Source organism: Pirellulales bacterium (assembly GCA_036499395.1).
Lineage (GTDB): Bacteria > Planctomycetota > Planctomycetia > Pirellulales > JACPPG01 > JACPPG01.
Genome location: DASYDW010000024.1, coordinates 41,807 through 57,477, shown reverse-complemented (window position 1 = coordinate 57,477; position 15,671 = coordinate 41,807). Strand labels below are relative to the sequence as shown.

The window sequence follows — 15,671 nt, the reverse complement described above, 5'->3', positions numbered from 1 at the left end:
GCTGGCCGGCTATTGCGTCAGCTCGGCCAGGCGGCGGGCTGTTTCGTCGCGGAACTCCCAGTTCGGAGGCGCGACGCGGAGTGCTTCACGCAGGTCATCGGCGGCCGCCGATCTCTCGCCGTTCATGGCGCGCAGTGTGCCACGCAACAGAAATGCAAACGGGTAATTTGGCGTCCGCCGCACAGCCTCGCTGGCATCGCTTTCGGCTCCGCCGAGATCGCCGAGCTCGGCACGCAGCATGGCTCTCTCGACGTAGGCCAGCGGGTAATTGCCTTCGGCGCGCAGCGCTTCGTCGTACATTGCCACGGCGTCACGGGTTCGTCCTTGTTCCTTTAAGCGACGGGCCTCGTGGAGATACTCGACCGCACGGAACACGTTAGGCGGATCGCGCCATTTGCCGAATTCGGTGTAAAACGTCTGCACGGGCCAGTAGGTCGACCACAGCATGTGATAGGCGGGCACGATCAGATTCGCCACCAGCACCGCCGGCAAGAATAACCCCAGCCAGTTTGCATGCCTGGGCGCGGCCGGTCGTGGTGCGATTTGTTCCTCGGCTACGACCGGCTCGGCATCGGCGGTGTCAGTCGAATATGTGATCGTGGATCGCCGCCACTCCTCCCACAACCACATCGACAGCACGAACATCGGGGCGATCATCATCATCGAGCGCGACATGTCCCACGCAATGAACAGCCCGCCCACGGCCGTGATGAGTTCGAGTACGACCAGCAGGATCGCGAACTTTCGCGGAATTAGACGTGCCGCCAGCAGCAAGCCGGCCACAACGACCAGCCACGCCACGCGATAGCCGCTCCACATGCCGTCCAAGAATCGATACCAAGGGACGGTCGGCAACTCGGCCCAATGATTGCGGACATAGGTTGTCGAGTTGGCATCTCCGTACAGCCAGCTCACGGCGCGAATTGCCGGATACGGCGCACTGGCCAAGGCAACAACGAGCAAGTCGCCCAGGATTTCGCGCCAAGCGCTCCGCTGAACCTGGCCCAGCGCGATCGCGCGGACGGCCAGCGTGGCAGGTAGACATAGAACGAAGCGCTCGTCGATCCAGGGAACCAGCAGGCAGGCGAGGGCGAGCGCCGTGCGCGAGCGAACGAACGCCGAGACGATCAGGCCGATCATCAGCCAGGAATCGAAATGCGTCAGCCAACTGCAAGAGACAAAAAACCAGGGGAGCGCCGTGAAGAGGGCCGTCACGACGAATGTCGGCCACCAATGCCCCAAGCGGCGGTAGGTCAACCCAGCGACCAGTGCCAGTACCAGCAGGCAGCCAATCTGCGGCAGCACCAGGTAGGCGCCGTGCGACAGATGCAGGTAATGCCCAATGACCGGAAAGAGAAGCCGCCATCCGATCACGATATGAAAGGGATTCGTGACGGGGGACCAGGGATTATCGAGTTGCGCGAGCGAGGGGATCGCGCGGTCGAATTCGGCGGCCGGTTCCGGCAGATCACCAGCGATCGAGAGCCCTTGCCATAAGACGAAGCGGGGCGAGAATCTCGCGGTGACTAGCGTCGTGGCGGCCAGTGCCACAAGGATGCTCATCCATACGACGCGCGCCGGTGAGCGCAGGCCGTCGATCGATTTGACGGAGTCGCCCTGGGACGGGTTATCGGGATTTTCAGGTTCGGATTCTTGACCGCGCGGCATGGGCGCCCATCCAGGTGATCGGCCTCGCGCGGCTCGCGGCTTCCAGAAGAGCGTCGCGTCCGCGGCAGGCAAATATAGCCTGTTCGCGGGGACGGTGGGCGTCAACCGAACGCGGTAGCGCCCCGATGCCGGCAAAGAATGCCAAGCGGGCTTTTGAAGGTAAACGTGCGGCTGTCGTGCCGAGCGTGCTTTGGGGCGTACTGTCCGCGAAATAAAAAAAGCCCACGCCAGCGTGCAGCGAGGGCACGAAACTGGCGGGGCGGCGAAGCGGCGAGACAGCGCGACGCAGCAGGCTCGCTGTGTCTCTAGCACGCTTGTTTCGAGCGTCGCCACGAATAGAGAAGCGCCAGGCTCCCCACCAGGCCCAGGACCACGGTCGCGGGCTCTGGCACGACGGTCGTCGTGATCTGGGCCACGTTGGCGCTGAAGGCACCACCGCTATACAAAAATGTCGTCGCTACCGGCAGGTTGCCGACGCCCGGTACCGACACATTGCCCAACAGTTGGGCGGGGCTTTCGGTGCTCACGAAATCAAATCCGGTCAGCGTGCCGCCCGGCGCTAGCCCGCCGCCAAAGGCGTAGTATTCGATGCCGAATCCGTCAGTCGCACCCAGATGCGAGGTCAAGCCGAACCAGTTCGACGGCGATTGTACGTTCGTTGGCGCGACGGACATGAAGCTCTTATCGGGGTTGTCGAGCCAGGCAAACCAGAACGTATCGATCGGCAGCGTGCCGGTATTTTGCAACGTGAGCGCATACGTGTACGGAGCACTGGTCTGGGTGGTCGAAATCGTGGCGGTTCCCATCACGGCCGCTTTCGCGGACCCGAGGGAAACGACCATCAGACTGACCGCACAAAGCGCACTCCACATACGGGATCGGAACGTGTCGAGGAAGGACTTCATACTCTTGGCTCTCCCAAAGGTGTTTGCCGCGGGATCCGCCCCGATCCAAACTTTTCCCGAACTGATACGGTTGGGTCCGACGCGTCGCGGCTGATGCCGCTGACGATGGGCGGCGATGATGTTTAGCTTTCCACGGATTGATGGCTATGTCCGGGCCTGACGGCGGCGAAAGACGAGTGCATAGAGACCTGCTGCTGTGCCCGCCAATGCCCAGGTGGAGGGCTCGGGGACAGGGCTGACGACGAAGTTGAAGTCGTAGCTGGTTAGTGCGCCGAGCTGTTGAATCCACAGCGTGTAATTACCGGTCGCAAGCGGCGCGGTGAAACCTTGCGCTCCGGGGCCCGTTCCCATCGAGGGAAGAATGTCCAGGCCGACATTGCCGGCGCCCGGGCCGAAGTGCGTGTAGCCGAGCAAGTTCGCGACGTTCGTGCCAACGGCGGGCTCGGTAAACGTGCTGCCGTGCAGAATGCCGATAAAGCCCTTCTGATCGGTCGACGTGAACGATTCGAGAACGATTTGTGACAGCTTGTCGCCGGCGGGAACGTTGATCGTCAGGTAATCGATGTCGCTAGGACTGCCCACGACCGATCCGATCACGTCGTTACCGCCGACACCCAAGGTTACGGCGGTGGGCGTCAGGCGATTATTCGAAATGTCTCCGTCGGATGTTTCGTTCCATACCGTGGCGGCCGTCAGTGGTGCCGTGGCAAGCAGGATCAGGCCGCAGGTGGCTAGTCGAATCGAACGAATAGGTAATAGCTTCATGGGGACTGATTCCAGTAGGGGCGAGAATCCTAGGCATTGCGCCTAGATTGAGAAGGAAAATCGATGGTTCCGAGGGCACCCTCGGCGCGCAGCATCTCTCCAGTCGAGTTATGGACGTCCCGAAAAAACCAGTCATTAACTGGTCGTGGCTAAGTACCAATCGAGGCTAAGCAGCAGAGTGCCATGACTTGGCATTGTCGCGCGCGAGATCGAGCAACCGATCGCAACGCGCAGCGGGAACTAGGCACGGCGGTCTCGATTAACGGGATGCGGCCAAGCTGCAGAAAGCAGGCTTGCGGGCACGAGAAGGTGCGGAAATTAGCGTTCTTCCAATCACAGGTGATCGTTTCGCAGTCGCAGAGAATACGCGGCGGCCGGATTTTTGGATTGCAAAACATTTGACAAAGCTCTCTGACAAGGGTCTCGACCCAGGGGCGAATGCGCATAGGATTCCCCTGGTGAGTTGAGGGGTCCAGAACGCTCGGCCCGGCCTAGGAAATAGCTGCAGGAATCTGTTTCTGCGGGGCCCGGACAGCCGGACGTCCCGCGACGAATCGAGCGGGGTTTGGTCGGGCAACAACCAGGTTGGCCGCGAAGAAGACGATCCGGAAATGAAGAAGGCCGTCGAGGTGCTTGCATACCTCGACGGCCATAGTGGTTTCGCCGCGGGCTGGAGCGGCGAAGACTGATGAGGCGTGTGTTAAGCAAAGCGTGGGCCGAAACGCCATAGAATATCTTGTGGGCACGTCGACTCCAGTATCCATTGCGATGAAATACATCGACTGGTCTCGACGCGGTTCGAAGGATTCACCGGCACGACTTATGCAGTTTCGAAAAAAGGGAGATCGACCAACGTCCGGAGGATGATGCTATGTTTCGCTCGATGCTGTTCCTGGGGCTCGTCGCAACTTTTTGTCTGACGACCGAGTCGTTCGCGCAGATTAACCCATCCGGGTTTCAAGATCCGCTGGGGGCCAACCGCGGTGGAACGGGTAATCCTCCCAACACAACGATTGGGCCCATCGGCGGCATCGGTGGGTCGACCCTGCCCCCGGGGGCGCCAGGAATGTCGCGCGAGATTGAAACGAATCCGGCTTTACGGCAGGAAGTGCGCCGGCCCTTCGGCGGCGGCGGTTATCGCCGCGCCAATCGTGTGCCGCTCCCGTCGAATACCACCGATCCGAACGTGCATCCCAGCCCCAGCGCCAAGGCGGATACCAGCGGACAGTCAACTGCCATCGCCGCCGACGGACCTGCCACCGGCAAGCTCGCTGCCGACTGGCGATATGTTTATTTCCAAGGCCGGCATTGGTATTGGATGCCGAACAACACGTGGGATGTATGGCACCACGGTGGCTGGACGGCGTACAAGCGGAACATGCTCTCTCAACCTCTCTTCGGTTACGGAACGCAGGTTCGCGGCTATCGAGGCTTGCCCGCGGATTATCAAGCGGGTCAGCCTTCGAACGCGCCGGGTGAATCAGCGCAGCCGGCGACCGTGCAAAGCGACGTCGCGCAGGCGTCAGTGAATGAGCAGACCTATGCGCCGCAAGAAACGCCTGCGCCGGCCACAGGCAACGAATCCTCGGGATCGGGGCCTGCGATGCCGAACGAGCATTTCATTTCGCCGTAAGGACAGGATGGTTCAAGTGTGGGTTGACTCGAAAATTCAGTCTGCGGGCACCTTACGCACGCTAATCCGCTTAATCATGCGAATCCAACGCACAGGACGCTTGTCGTCGGGAATGACGAGGCGGAAGGGCCCCTCGCGGTCGGGCAGCGCGATATTGTCTTTTTGATCCGCCAGCAGGACGACCTTGTCCGTCGTGGCGGGATCGATTTCGGCAATGGCCAACAGCACGCGATATCCGTCCGTGGCCTCGACCAACACGTAGCTGGCCACGCGCGGACCGCGCACCTCTTTGCCCAGTACCACTCCGCAGTGTGTCAGGACGTCCGCCAACTGCACGCCTCGGTATTCGATGGTCGTGCCGGGTTCGTCCGGCAAGCTGACCGTGCGGCGCGGCAACTTTGCCAGATCAAGCGCCGATAGTTCATGCGCTTGCCCTTGCTCGTCGACGATAGTGAGCTTGGCGGGCTCGGCGCTGGCGGCGACTCCCGATCTGCAAGGGAGAAGGGAGACGAGCAGGCACAGCGTGACAGGAACGTGTCGGAGCATGATAGTGTTTTATCCGGCTGGCGTGAGCGGTGTATAAATCGTGTCATGCGGCGAGACTGCAATTCTAATCGCCGCGATAGACGTTCGGCCAGAATTCCGAGACAGCTAGATCCGGCATTCAGTTTAAGTGCGGTCCGGCTAAGATACGGGCCGGATTACTCCCCGCGCCCCGTGAGACCAGGAACCGCATCGATGTCCAAACGATCGCAATGGACCTGTGGCCTGCGTGTGTGGCTCGAAAACGACGGCCACGTCGTACTGGGACGAGGTCGCGTGGAATTGCTCGAAGCCATCGAGCAGCAGCACAGCATTCGCAAGGCGGCTGCCAGCCTGGGCATGTCGTACCGCAAGGCATGGCGATTGGTGCAAAGCGTCAACGCGGCTTCCGAGACCTTGGTCGTCGAAGCAATCACCGGTGGCACCGCCGGCGGCGGGGCCACCGTCACGCCCTACGGAAAAGAAGCGATTCGCCAATTTCACACGCTCGACCGGGCACTGCGGGCCACGGCCGAGCGTGTGTTGAAGCGTTTGTAAATCCAGCGCCGCGCGGGCTCAGTCGGCGCGTGTGAAACGATAGACGCCTTGCCCCTCGGGTGAGTACGTCATGAAGTAGACTTCTCCCTTTTCGTCCTCGCCGAAGGACATTACCGGAATGCTCTTGGGGAGCGGGATCTCGCGGTTGGCGGTGACCACCTTTTTGTCAGCGTCGTACCACAGCGCCCATAGCTTGCCAGAAACATAATCGGCGTACAGGTAGGCTCCGTCGAGCTCCGGCACGTTGTGGCCGCGATAGACGAAGCCGCCGGTAATCGATTTGCCGATGTCGTGATGGTATTCAAAAATGGGGTCGATCAAGCCTGCGGGCTTCGAGGTATCCTCGGGCGGCTTGCCCCCCTTCTTCACGAACGGGTGCAGGGCCTCGCGAATGTTCCAGCCGTAGTTGCCCCCTTTTTCGATCAGGTCGATCTCTTCCCACGTGTCCTGGCCGACGTCGGCCGCCCAGAGGACCTTGGTCTTGGGATCGAAGGCCAGCCGCCAGACATTACGCAGGCCGAAGGCGTAAATCTCGCCGCGCGCCTCTTTGTCAGCGACGAACGGATTATCCTTGGGAATCGCGTACGGCAGGTCGCCGTCTTTGTGATCGACGTCGATGCGGAGGATCTTGCCCAGCAGCGTCGATTTCTTCTGTCCATTGCCGAAGGGGTCGCCCCCCAGGCCACCGTCACCCACTGCGATGTAGAGCAATCCGTCGGGGCCGAACGCCAGCGTGCCGCCGTCGTGGTTCCAGAAAGGCTTGTCGAAAACGAGCAGCGATTCTTCCGACGCGGGATCGGCCTTGTTCGGATTGTCCTTGCTTACGCGAAAGCGAGCCACGACGTTTTGATGTGGCTTGCTCTTATTCGTGTAGTAAGCGAAGAACTGGCCGTTCTCACGAAACTTGGGATGAAACGCGAGGCCGAGAAATCCTTCTTCGTTCGTCTTGTCGTTGTAGCTGACCTTGTCGTGCAGATCGAGGAAGACCTCGGCCTTCGTCCCTTGCTGATCGTTCGGCAAAACGTAGATCACGCCCTGCTGCGTGGGAATGAAGACGCGGTTCGTACCGTCTCCGGCATGCGTCAGCAGGATCGGGCGCAGCGGATCGATCACGCCGGAATCTTCGCTGCTGGTCCAGCCGGGCCATTTTATCTGCGGAAAGGCTACGTCGACCTTGATGGGCAGCGGGCGCGTGTCGAGCTCGGCGGCCGGCAAGCGAGCAACCCCGATCGTCAGGGCAAGGGCGGCGACTGCCGCCGTTGCCAGAATCTTCTCGAACTTCATGGAGTCTTCCTTCGCAGGGAGATGTGTCAAAGTTGTCAGATGCGCGACGGTTGGTCAGCGCTGGATGGTGCGACGCTAGGGGAGATATTACTTGCCGACGCGGCGAGGATAAATAGTTGCCCTGTGCCGGGGTGCGGCTACTTGACGAGCCACCGTTATATCCGTTCAGATATAGCGGTTCCAGAGTTGGCGGAGAATACGCCCTCCCCCCTCTCGGCACGCAGCCTTTCGTCACCCTCCGAGGAGCTCGACCATGTCGACGGCCACCGCCCCCGCGAAGAAGACGCCCACCAAATTGCAGACCAAGTTGCTGATCGATAATCAGTGGGTCGCACCGGCCGATGGGGGCTCGTTCGAGACATTGAACCCAGCCACCGGTGAAGCCATTGCCGAAGTGGCGGCCGGCACGGCCAAGGATATTGATCGCGCTGTGAAGGCAGCTCGACGTGCCTTGGAGGATGGTCCCTGGAGCACGATGGACGCTGCCGATCGTGGTCGCCTGCTGCTAAGGCTCGCGGATCTGGTCGAAGAAAATGCCAGTGAGTTGGCGTCGCTCGAAGCTCTGAACTCGGGCAAGACGATCAATGACTCTAAGGGGGACATGGTCGGCGTCGCTAACACGCTGCGTTATTACGGCGGTTGGGCCGACAAGCTTGAAGGACGCACCGTGCCGGTTCGCGGTAGCTTCCTGTCTTACACCTTGCGACAGCCGGTCGGCGTCGTCGGACAAATCATTCCGTGGAATTTCCCGCTGCTGATGTTGTCGTGGAAATGGGGGCCGGCGTTGGCTTGCGGCAACACGATCGTGATGAAACCGGCCGAGCAGACTCCGCTTACCGCGCTACGCATTGGTGAGCTGGCGATCGAGGCCGGCTTCCCGGCGGGCGTCATCAACCTGATCAATGGTTTCGGCGATACCGCCGGCGCGGCGTTGGTCACGCACCCCGACGTAGACAAGATTGCCTTCACCGGCCATGTCGATACGGCCAAGATTATCCAAAAGGCCGCCGCTGATACGCTGAAGCGTGTCACGTTCGAACTGGGGGGCAAGAGCCCCAACGTCATCTTTGCCGACGCCGACCTGGACGAAGCCGTGGCCGGCGCGTTCCACGCCATCTATTTCCATGGCGGTCAATGCTGCACGGCTGGCAGCCGACTGTTCGTCGAGGAGAAGATTCACAGCGAATTCGTCGAGCGGCTGGCCGCCAAGGCGAAGCAACGCAAGGTCGGCGATCCACTGGATGCGGCCACTGAGCAAGGCCCACAGGTCTCGCAGGAGCAGATGGACAAGATCCTCGGCTATGTCGACCTGGGCAAGAAGCAGGGAGCCAAGCTTGTCACCGGCGGACAGCGCCGCGGAGAGCAAGGCTTCTTCGTCGAGCCGACGATCTTTGATGGCGTCTCGGACGAAATGGCGATCGCACGCGACGAAATCTTCGGACCAGTGGTCAGCGTCCTGCCGTTCAAGAGTTTCAAGGAAGTCACCGAACGGGCGAACCGTACGAATTACGGTTTGGCCGCGGCGATCTGGACCAAGGATATCGACAAGGCCCATCTATACGCCAAGCGCGTGAAGGCAGGCACTGTGTGGGTGAACTGCTACCACGTTGTGGATACGACGACGCCGTTCGGCGGATTCAAACAATCGGGCCAGGGACGTGAAAACGGTGAAGCCGCGCTCGAACATTACACCGAGCTGAAAACCGTCACGGTCAAGCTGAACGGCTGACGATCGTGCGAGGCATGTACGCATGCGAATCGAGTTCGAATTCCTGGGCGGCCCGCGCGATGGCGAACGCCTGGCGGGCTTCGTCGAGGATGGCGTACTGACCGAGGCGGCTTGTGTCTATCGCTACACCGATGGTGCGTGCGTCGGTACGCACTTCTGGTGCAAGTGTGAATACACGGTGAACGCGCTGCGCACGATTCCCTGGAGCGATATCGAGCAGTTGGAACTGGCCGGATATCGCTTTCGCGGGCACGTCTACGAAGTCTTCGAACGACAGGTAGCTTCTGAGTCGCTTTTGGTGCGTGCGCGGCATCTTTGCGCGGCGGAATAGCTGGCTGCTGTCGCGAGCGTGCTTCCTATTCACCGCGCGCGGCGGGTTGGCCGTGCGTCTGATCATCCCTGCGCGTCGCTGACGAAATGCGCGGCATCGCGGTTCGATGCTGCGGACAGAATTCCTGCGTACGACCGTAGGGACCAGTCCGCCTCGTTGGGCCATGCGGCACAGGATCGACTGCCCGGCTAAAAGCTGCCAGGCGCACATCGGAATCGAATCGCATCAATGCCCACCAGAGCCTGCGCAGGCAATGTGATGTCCGCTTTTCGCGCGAGGATCCATTGTTCGGGGGGCTTGCGATGAACGTCAGCGGCCGTTGGCCCGTCGATCATTACTTTTTCATTAAATACATTAGCGAGACCTATGCATATATGGCATCATCATAAGCGGAACTAAGAGTTGGCCGCCGCCCTTCGTGCAAAGTGTGAAATGTACGAGCGCGGCGTGACTAGCGAGGGCATCATGTCGGCAGGGCAAGGCCGAGTTGATCCAAATTCGTTATTGTCTGAAAATCCGTCAGCAGTCGCGGCCGTCACCACTAGACCCAGGGCGACAACTCTCGTCGCTTCTACGCTCGTCGCTTCCACCAGCATCATTGCGATCTGGGGAATGTATCGCGCCTGGCAGTTGCAGGATCAGTTGATCCTCGATGAATCGCAAGTGCTCGGGCAAGTCGAATTGTTCTGCCGTGGAACGCTGCAACTGTTTCGTTGGCCCGGCATGGCCTACCCGGCCGCGGCGATGTTGCCGGGTTTTCAGGCCGTGCTCGCGGCGCTTGCGTATCTGGGCAACGACACGTCGCCTGCCACGCTGCGATTCTATTGCTTTATCTGTTCGATTGCTTATGTGCTGATGGTCTACGCGGTGCTTCGAGAGTTGACGACATCGCAGAATGCGATGATACGCGCGGCTCAGACGTATCTGTTGCCCGTCGTGTTTCCCTTCAACTGCCTGATGTACACCGACGTGTTCTCCCTGCTGGTCAACATGTGCGCCCTTTGGGCGTCTTTGCGTCGGCGGTACGTCGTGTCCGGAGTATTTATGTTGTTGTCGCTTTTTGTGCGACAAACAAACGTGGTGTTTATCTTCTTCTTATGCGGATTCTCGTATTTCGAAATCCACGGGACGCAAGTCACAAGCGATCTGGTGATTGGCCATTTGCGCCGCTGCTGGTTATGGCTTGTTGGTATTGGCCTGTTCGCCTTGTTTGTCTTGTTCCAGGAACGGGTCGGGCTCGACGACCCCGCGAATCATCCGTTCACCATTTCGGCCGGGAATTTGCTGTGCTCGGTCGTCCTGGTGGGAATTATGTTCTGGCCCATTTTTCTAATGCATTGTGTCAAAGTGATGCGCTGGGGACGTCGGCATCCGACGATTCTGCTGGCGATCGTTGCTGTGTCAGCCGCGGTCGCGTTTGCCTACAGCCCGACCCATCCTTGGAACACCGTCGATTGGCAATTGCGCAATCAACTGCTGGGACAGTTGCTGGGGAGCTATTCTCGACGGGTAGTGCTGGCCCTGATCCTGGTGGCGACGTCACTTGCGATTGTGGCGCGTGGATTCAGCCGGCCGTCGGCCTGGATGGTGTACGTATTCTGGTTCCTGAGCCTGGCCCCGATCTCGCTGGTCGAGCCGCGTTACCAGTTCGGCGCGCTATTGCTCTACCAGGTATTCCGCAAATCGGAGCGCCCCGCGACCGAGCTAGGGCTATGGGCCTGGTTCGCCGTGCTTAGCATCGCGCTCGAGGTCGTGATGACGTCGACCCGCTACATTTTGTGAGCGGCTGAAAAAGCGGCCATCACGGCGCATTCCAGAATGGGGCCGAAGAGCGGGGGATGAACGGTGGGGCACCGCGGATTTCCAATGGGCGATGAGGGACTCGAACCATTCGTCGCGTTTCGCGATTTCCTCGGGTGAAACGCTTGTTCTCGACGTTGGCGATGCAGAAGCGCTGCGCAAAGCGCATACAGACAGCGAACTTTTCCGCGCAGAGCGCCTTCTCCGTGACCGCTGGAATGTTCTTTCGACGAAGGACCGCACCGTCCTGTTTGCCCTCCTGGCCCCGGAGGGCTCCTAAATGCAGCCGGCAAGGAAGCTCGAACGGGGAGGCGCGGAGCGCTTAAAACACTCGCCGTCGACGTACGAATGGAGCTTGGCAGAGCGGCTTGCAATTCGCCGCCTTGCTCGGCAAACAGCGCCGCGCCTCTGGCGGCTTCTGAAGGATGACGCCCAGAGGACGAACGCAAAATCGCTTCCGACGCGCATTGCGAGCAGCCCCACGGCCATAGCCAACGAGCTCGGCATCTCTCGAGCGGCGGCTATACGCGCTTTCGATGCCTTGCGCCAGGCTCGCTTATTACGGGTAATTGAGCGGCCTCCCCAGCGTGGCAGGCGCCCCGGCGCCTGTCGGCAACAGTGGATGCTCGAGTTGTTAGACCCGATCGCGACCGAGAACGGCCTTCACACCTTTAGCGACGACACGCAAGAAGCGTTGCCTCTCGACGACGGCAACGAGGAATCGAATTGTTCGGATGCGGCGCCGGTTGCGAGATCGGAAGCGGGACCGGTTGCGGCGTCGGAAGCGGTTCATGGGCAGCGCGACCCGAATTGTTCGGTTCCGGTACCGCTTGCGAGAGTCGAAAAGAAAGAGTCGACCACTCAAGTCGTTAACGAGAAACAGCTTTCAACGTCGCCGAGTGCAGAGCCGCGAAGTCCTACGAAAGAGTCGGCACGCGACATGCGTCCTAGTCCTAGAGCTAGATATATATCTAGCTCCTCTTCCTCGTCCTCCCCTGGTCCTAAGGAGCGTGCGAGCTCGCCTCTCGCGATTGGCGACGTTCTCGGCCAATCCTTCGACGACCTGGCGGCGGGCGTGCCGGCGGCCAGGCAACGCGAGACGCTGCGTGCCCACATCATCGGCCATATTCCTGACCCGCTCCTTGCCCCGGCTGTGGTCGATCACGTCGTCGAGCACGCATGCGCTGGGCACGAAGGCCTCGGCGTAAGCCTCGTCGAGAAGTGGGTCTCCACGGCCATTCGGCGTCCCAGGACGATTCCACGGCGGGCATTTATCGGAATTTCGAAGGCAGAGTTCGTCAGGCGAGGTTTGCCCTGGCCGTTCCGAGAGGGAGGAATTCTACGATGAATGATTCCTTCGACTGGGCAGAGTGGCCGTCTCCGTGCGATCGATGCGGAGGTCTGGCCTTTTGGTGGCCGGCACTCGAAGCCGGATACGTGCTCAACCGCGGGATTGAGTTCTTTCCCGGCGCGCCCCGCTGTATCAAATGTGACCCACCCCGGCGATTTGGGTCCTACCTGCCCGAGAGAATCGCGCGCCTGCGCAGCAACCAAAAGGGCAACGCAACACACTTTCTTTCGAGGGCGCGCACACGTGGCAATCCCTTGTCCTGAATGTGGTTGCAGTCGCTCGCGTGTTGCGCGCACGACGTCCCCGAGCATTTACGTGATGCGCGCGCGCATCTGTCGTTCGTGCGGCGCCGCGTTTACTACGTCCGAGGAAATCGTGCGCACTAATGCGCTTGGCCAACTCGGAATCGGCCGCGCCGCGCGGGACGATCGTACGCATGAGAGCAGCACTTCCGAGAGAACTGGGCGCGGCCCCGAGCGCCGCGCTGATGTCGACGAACGAGCATGAAGCTCGCCACTCGATTGAGCAGATGTGCGCATTCGAGGGCCATCCTAAGCCCGAACGCTGGCCCGTCAGTGACGTTGGCCTGGTGTTCCTGCTAGCGGACGGCCTTGGTTATGCCTTCGACTTGGCCGATTGCGACTACGCCGCAAAGCACAAATGGGCGCGTCCCCAAGCGACGAGTGAAGGCCGGCGATGGGATGCCAGTGCCGTCGCGGCCATCCGGAACCATTTGGAATTCTTCCGGCGCTGGCAGCCCATGTCACGGCATGCCGCGAAGTTCTCGCATTGGGAGCGGCAGCAGCAGCTCGCCGAACTCGCCGGCGAGAACCTCTTCTCCGGCCTCGATGAGGTCACGTACGAGGAACTGCTCGTCAACCTGGTGGGCCAATACGACCCGCAAATGCGGCTGGGCATCATGCTCGCCATCAAAAAGAAACTCGGCGCCGCCTTCTACCAGGCGTAGGCGCCTCGGCGGATTTATTTCCGCGGAAATATTTGGGGCATTCATGGCAAAGCGTACGCGCAAGGCGCCGACGCGTCGACCCGCGCGCCGTCGCAGACCGCGGCCGGCGTCGATCGAGGCCGCGGCGGAGTTCATGCGCTTCTCGGGTGGCTCCGTACGGCTGCTGAAGAGCGCCGCCGGCGACGATCCGGGCAACGCGGCCTGCCGTCTCATCGCCTATTCCGGCGGCATCATGCGGCCGGCGGGTTGGGGCGACGTGGTCATTGATCTCGATGACTTCGATTGCTCGGCCGTGGTCCCGTTACTGGCAGATCATCAGAACCTGCTGCGCAGCGTGGCGGGATTCGGTCAACCAACGAACAACGGCAAAAACATTGGCCTAGCCGGCGAGGTTCTGCGCGAAGAGGAAGCCGGCGCGCAAGTCATCCGGCTTTACAAGGCGCGCGTCCCGCTGTCGTGCTCAGTGGGCGCAACCTACGGGCCTTTGGAATTTCTGCGCCCGGGCGAATCGATCGCGATTAACGGCCGCACTCTGGTCGCCGGCGACGAGGGCCTCACCGTGGTCCGCGGCGGCGTCCTCAAAGAGATCTCTTTCACACCTATCGGCGGCGATCCAGGCGCCGGTGTCGACCAAATCCAAGCAACAGGGGCAACGAACGTGGCGAAACACAACGACGAACGTTTTCAAGGCGCTGAGGCTGTGCGGCAGTTGGAGCGCGAGCGCTTGGCGCGCATCGATTCGATTTGTGAGCGCGACGGGGGCTGGAATGAAAACCACGCCAAAGTGCGAGAGTTGCGCGCCTCTGCGATCGCTGGCGAACTATCGATTGATGAGTTTGAAAAGGAAATGCTGCCTCTGATACGCGGAAGCCGCTCTTTAGCGCCGGCTGCGCATATTCCGGCGCCAACGAACGTCGGAGCAGATAGCCCCGAGGTCCTCGAGGCGTCGCTTTCGCTGGGCATGGGCGTCAAAGAGAAGTTTCTCGGTCGCTTTTACAGCGATCGCGTCATGAATATGGCGATGAGCCGTGAGGGACGCGGCGCCTCGATGCACACCGTAATGCGAGCAGTCATTAGGGCCGCGGGGAAAAGGGTGCCGGATCGCGCTGAGGAGGAGTTCATCCAAGCCTCTTTTCAAGCGAACGGCCTTCTTCAGGCATCAGTCGGCGGCTTCTCGACGTATTCGTTGCCCGGCATTCTCGGCAACGCGCAAAACAAGGTGCTGCTGCAAGCCTACCAGGCCGTGACAACGGTCTGGCAGAAGATCGCGTTCGCCGGCTCCAACAAGGATTTCAAACAGTCGGTTCGCTATCGCTTGACGGGCAAGGGCGTCGTCAAGGTGATTGGACCTGGCGGCGAGCTGGACAACGTCTCGATGGACGAGCAGGCGTACAGCACGCAACTAAAAACCGAGGGCGCCATTCTTACCGCAACGCGGCAGGACATCATCAACGACGACCTAGGGGCGTTGGGCAGTATTCCGCGGATTCTGGGACGCCAATGCGCATTGGCGGTCGAGCGTGAATTCTTCGTGTTGCTGCTGAGCAATCCGAGCAACTACTTTTCGCTCGCCAACAGGAATTATCTCAAGGGCAACAACGCGGCGCTTAATATCGATTCGTTGCAGGCGGCGTGGCGTCTGATGACGATCCAACTCGATACCAACCAGCAGCCGGTGATGATTACGCCGGCGACCTTGCTCGTCGCTCCAACGAATATGGCACTCGCGCGCCAGTTGACGCGCTCGACTGAGGTCCGTGTTCCCAATGACAGTGCCCAAACGGATGTGTACGGCACCGGCAATCCGTGGGAGGGCCTGCTTTCGCCTGAGACCAGCCCTTGGCTCGACGAAGCCACCCCCGGCGTAAATGCGAATGACGACGCCTGGTACTTATTCGGCTCGCCTTCGGACATTGCCCCATTCGAGGTGACTTTCTTGAACGGGCAGTCGTCGCCGACGATCGAGAACGCCAACACGAATTTTGACACGCTCGGATTAAGTTGGCGTTGCTATTTCGACTTCGGCCTCTCGGCTCAAGATCAGCGAGCCGGCACTTTCGCCAATCCCGACGACAACTCTTAGGCCGTCGTCGCTACCAACATTTGCCCCCGCCGGCGGGCTCCGATTTGTCTTTTGAGATTTTCAAATCGGCCCCGC

Annotated in this window: 12 protein-coding genes; 7 read left to right on the top strand and 5 right to left on the bottom strand. The window is 60.6% G+C overall.

Features of this window, described 5'->3' with window-relative positions; translation table 11 throughout:
• Positions 1-9: 9 nt before the first annotated feature.
• The 3 genes from VGN12_05345 to VGN12_05335 all read right to left on the bottom strand — a co-directional run bounded on the left by VGN12_05345 (position 10) and on the right by VGN12_05335 (position 3,338).
• A complete protein-coding gene (locus VGN12_05345; GenBank protein HEY4308857.1) occupies positions 10-1,668 on the bottom strand; it encodes a tetratricopeptide repeat protein in 1,659 nt (552 codons plus the stop codon).
• A gap of 305 nt (positions 1,669-1,973) precedes the next feature.
• The gene (locus tag VGN12_05340; GenBank protein ID HEY4308856.1) at positions 1,974-2,573 is read right to left on the bottom strand and encodes a hypothetical protein; all 600 of its coding nucleotides are present in this window, start codon (positions 2,571-2,573) and stop codon (positions 1,974-1,976) included.
• 144 nt (positions 2,574-2,717) lie between these two features.
• The gene (locus tag VGN12_05335; GenBank protein ID HEY4308855.1) at positions 2,718-3,338 is read right to left on the bottom strand and encodes a PEP-CTERM sorting domain-containing protein; all 621 of its coding nucleotides are present in this window, start codon (positions 3,336-3,338) and stop codon (positions 2,718-2,720) included.
• A gap of 871 nt (positions 3,339-4,209) precedes the next feature.
• Between VGN12_05335 and VGN12_05330 the strand changes: the two genes are divergently transcribed.
• The gene (locus tag VGN12_05330; GenBank protein ID HEY4308854.1) at positions 4,210-4,971 is read left to right on the top strand and encodes a hypothetical protein; all 762 of its coding nucleotides are present in this window, start codon (positions 4,210-4,212) and stop codon (positions 4,969-4,971) included.
• A 36-nt stretch (positions 4,972-5,007) separates the two neighbouring features.
• On the opposite strand, the gene VGN12_05325 is transcribed toward VGN12_05330, so the two are convergent.
• Positions 5,008-5,517 (bottom strand): molybdopterin-dependent oxidoreductase, encoded by a 510-nt coding sequence (locus VGN12_05325; GenBank protein ID HEY4308853.1) that lies wholly within the window; start codon positions 5,515-5,517, stop codon positions 5,008-5,010.
• 192 nt (positions 5,518-5,709) lie between these two features.
• Here VGN12_05325 and VGN12_05320 point away from each other — a divergent pair, with 192 nt between their 5' ends.
• On the top strand, positions 5,710-6,051 hold the full coding sequence (locus tag VGN12_05320) for a hypothetical protein (GenBank protein ID HEY4308852.1): 342 nt from the start codon (positions 5,710-5,712) through the stop codon (positions 6,049-6,051).
• Between the two features lie 18 nt (positions 6,052-6,069).
• Here VGN12_05320 and VGN12_05315 read toward each other — a convergent pair whose 3' ends face one another.
• Positions 6,070-7,335: a PQQ-dependent sugar dehydrogenase gene (locus tag VGN12_05315; protein HEY4308851.1), complete on the bottom strand. Its 1,266-nt coding sequence runs from the start codon at positions 7,333-7,335 to the stop codon at positions 6,070-6,072.
• A 253-nt stretch (positions 7,336-7,588) separates the two neighbouring features.
• Here VGN12_05315 and VGN12_05310 point away from each other — a divergent pair, with 253 nt between their 5' ends.
• The 5 genes from VGN12_05310 (at position 7,589) to VGN12_05290 (ending at position 15,596) form a co-directional block, all read left to right on the top strand.
• On the top strand, positions 7,589-9,064 hold the full coding sequence (locus tag VGN12_05310) for an aldehyde dehydrogenase family protein (protein ID HEY4308850.1): 1,476 nt from the start codon (positions 7,589-7,591) through the stop codon (positions 9,062-9,064).
• A 22-nt stretch (positions 9,065-9,086) separates the two neighbouring features.
• Complete coding sequence (locus VGN12_05305; GenBank protein HEY4308849.1) at positions 9,087-9,395, top strand: hypothetical protein; 309 nt, start codon at positions 9,087-9,089, stop codon at positions 9,393-9,395.
• 612 nt (positions 9,396-10,007) lie between these two features.
• A complete protein-coding gene (locus VGN12_05300; protein ID HEY4308848.1) occupies positions 10,008-11,177 on the top strand; it encodes a hypothetical protein in 1,170 nt (389 codons plus the stop codon).
• A 1,805-nt stretch (positions 11,178-12,982) separates the two neighbouring features.
• Entirely contained in the window at positions 12,983-13,513 is a 531-nt protein-coding gene (locus VGN12_05295; protein ID HEY4308847.1) for a hypothetical protein, read from the top strand.
• Positions 13,514-13,556: 43 nt separating this feature from the next.
• Complete coding sequence (locus VGN12_05290) at positions 13,557-15,596, top strand: hypothetical protein (protein ID HEY4308846.1); 2,040 nt, start codon at positions 13,557-13,559, stop codon at positions 15,594-15,596.
• The last annotated feature ends 75 nt before the right edge of the window (positions 15,597-15,671 follow it).

Excerpts from the sequence above, each read along its gene's own strand:
- VGN12_05340 (HEY4308856.1), bottom strand. The coding sequence starts at position 2,573 with ATGAAGTCCTTCCTCGACACGTTCCGATCCCGTATGTGGAGTGCGCTT.
- VGN12_05305 (HEY4308849.1), top strand. The coding sequence starts at position 9,087 with ATGCGAATCGAGTTCGAATTCCTGGGCGGCCCGCGCGATGGCGAACGC.
- VGN12_05300 (HEY4308848.1), top strand. The coding sequence starts at position 10,008 with ATGTATCGCGCCTGGCAGTTGCAGGATCAGTTGATCCTCGATGAATCG.
- VGN12_05315 (HEY4308851.1), bottom strand. The coding sequence starts at position 7,335 with ATGAAGTTCGAGAAGATTCTGGCAACGGCGGCAGTCGCCGCCCTTGCC.
- VGN12_05330 (HEY4308854.1), top strand. The coding sequence starts at position 4,210 with ATGTTTCGCTCGATGCTGTTCCTGGGGCTCGTCGCAACTTTTTGTCTG.
- VGN12_05290 (HEY4308846.1), top strand. The coding sequence starts at position 13,557 with ATGGCAAAGCGTACGCGCAAGGCGCCGACGCGTCGACCCGCGCGCCGT.
- VGN12_05295 (HEY4308847.1), top strand. The coding sequence starts at position 12,983 with ATGAGAGCAGCACTTCCGAGAGAACTGGGCGCGGCCCCGAGCGCCGCG.
- VGN12_05345 (HEY4308857.1), bottom strand. The coding sequence starts at position 1,668 with ATGCCGCGCGGTCAAGAATCCGAACCTGAAAATCCCGATAACCCGTCC.
- VGN12_05325 (HEY4308853.1), bottom strand. The coding sequence starts at position 5,517 with ATGCTCCGACACGTTCCTGTCACGCTGTGCCTGCTCGTCTCCCTTCTC.
- VGN12_05320 (HEY4308852.1), top strand. The coding sequence starts at position 5,710 with ATGTCCAAACGATCGCAATGGACCTGTGGCCTGCGTGTGTGGCTCGAA.
- VGN12_05310 (HEY4308850.1), top strand. The coding sequence starts at position 7,589 with ATGTCGACGGCCACCGCCCCCGCGAAGAAGACGCCCACCAAATTGCAG.
- VGN12_05335 (HEY4308855.1), bottom strand. The coding sequence starts at position 3,338 with ATGAAGCTATTACCTATTCGTTCGATTCGACTAGCCACCTGCGGCCTG.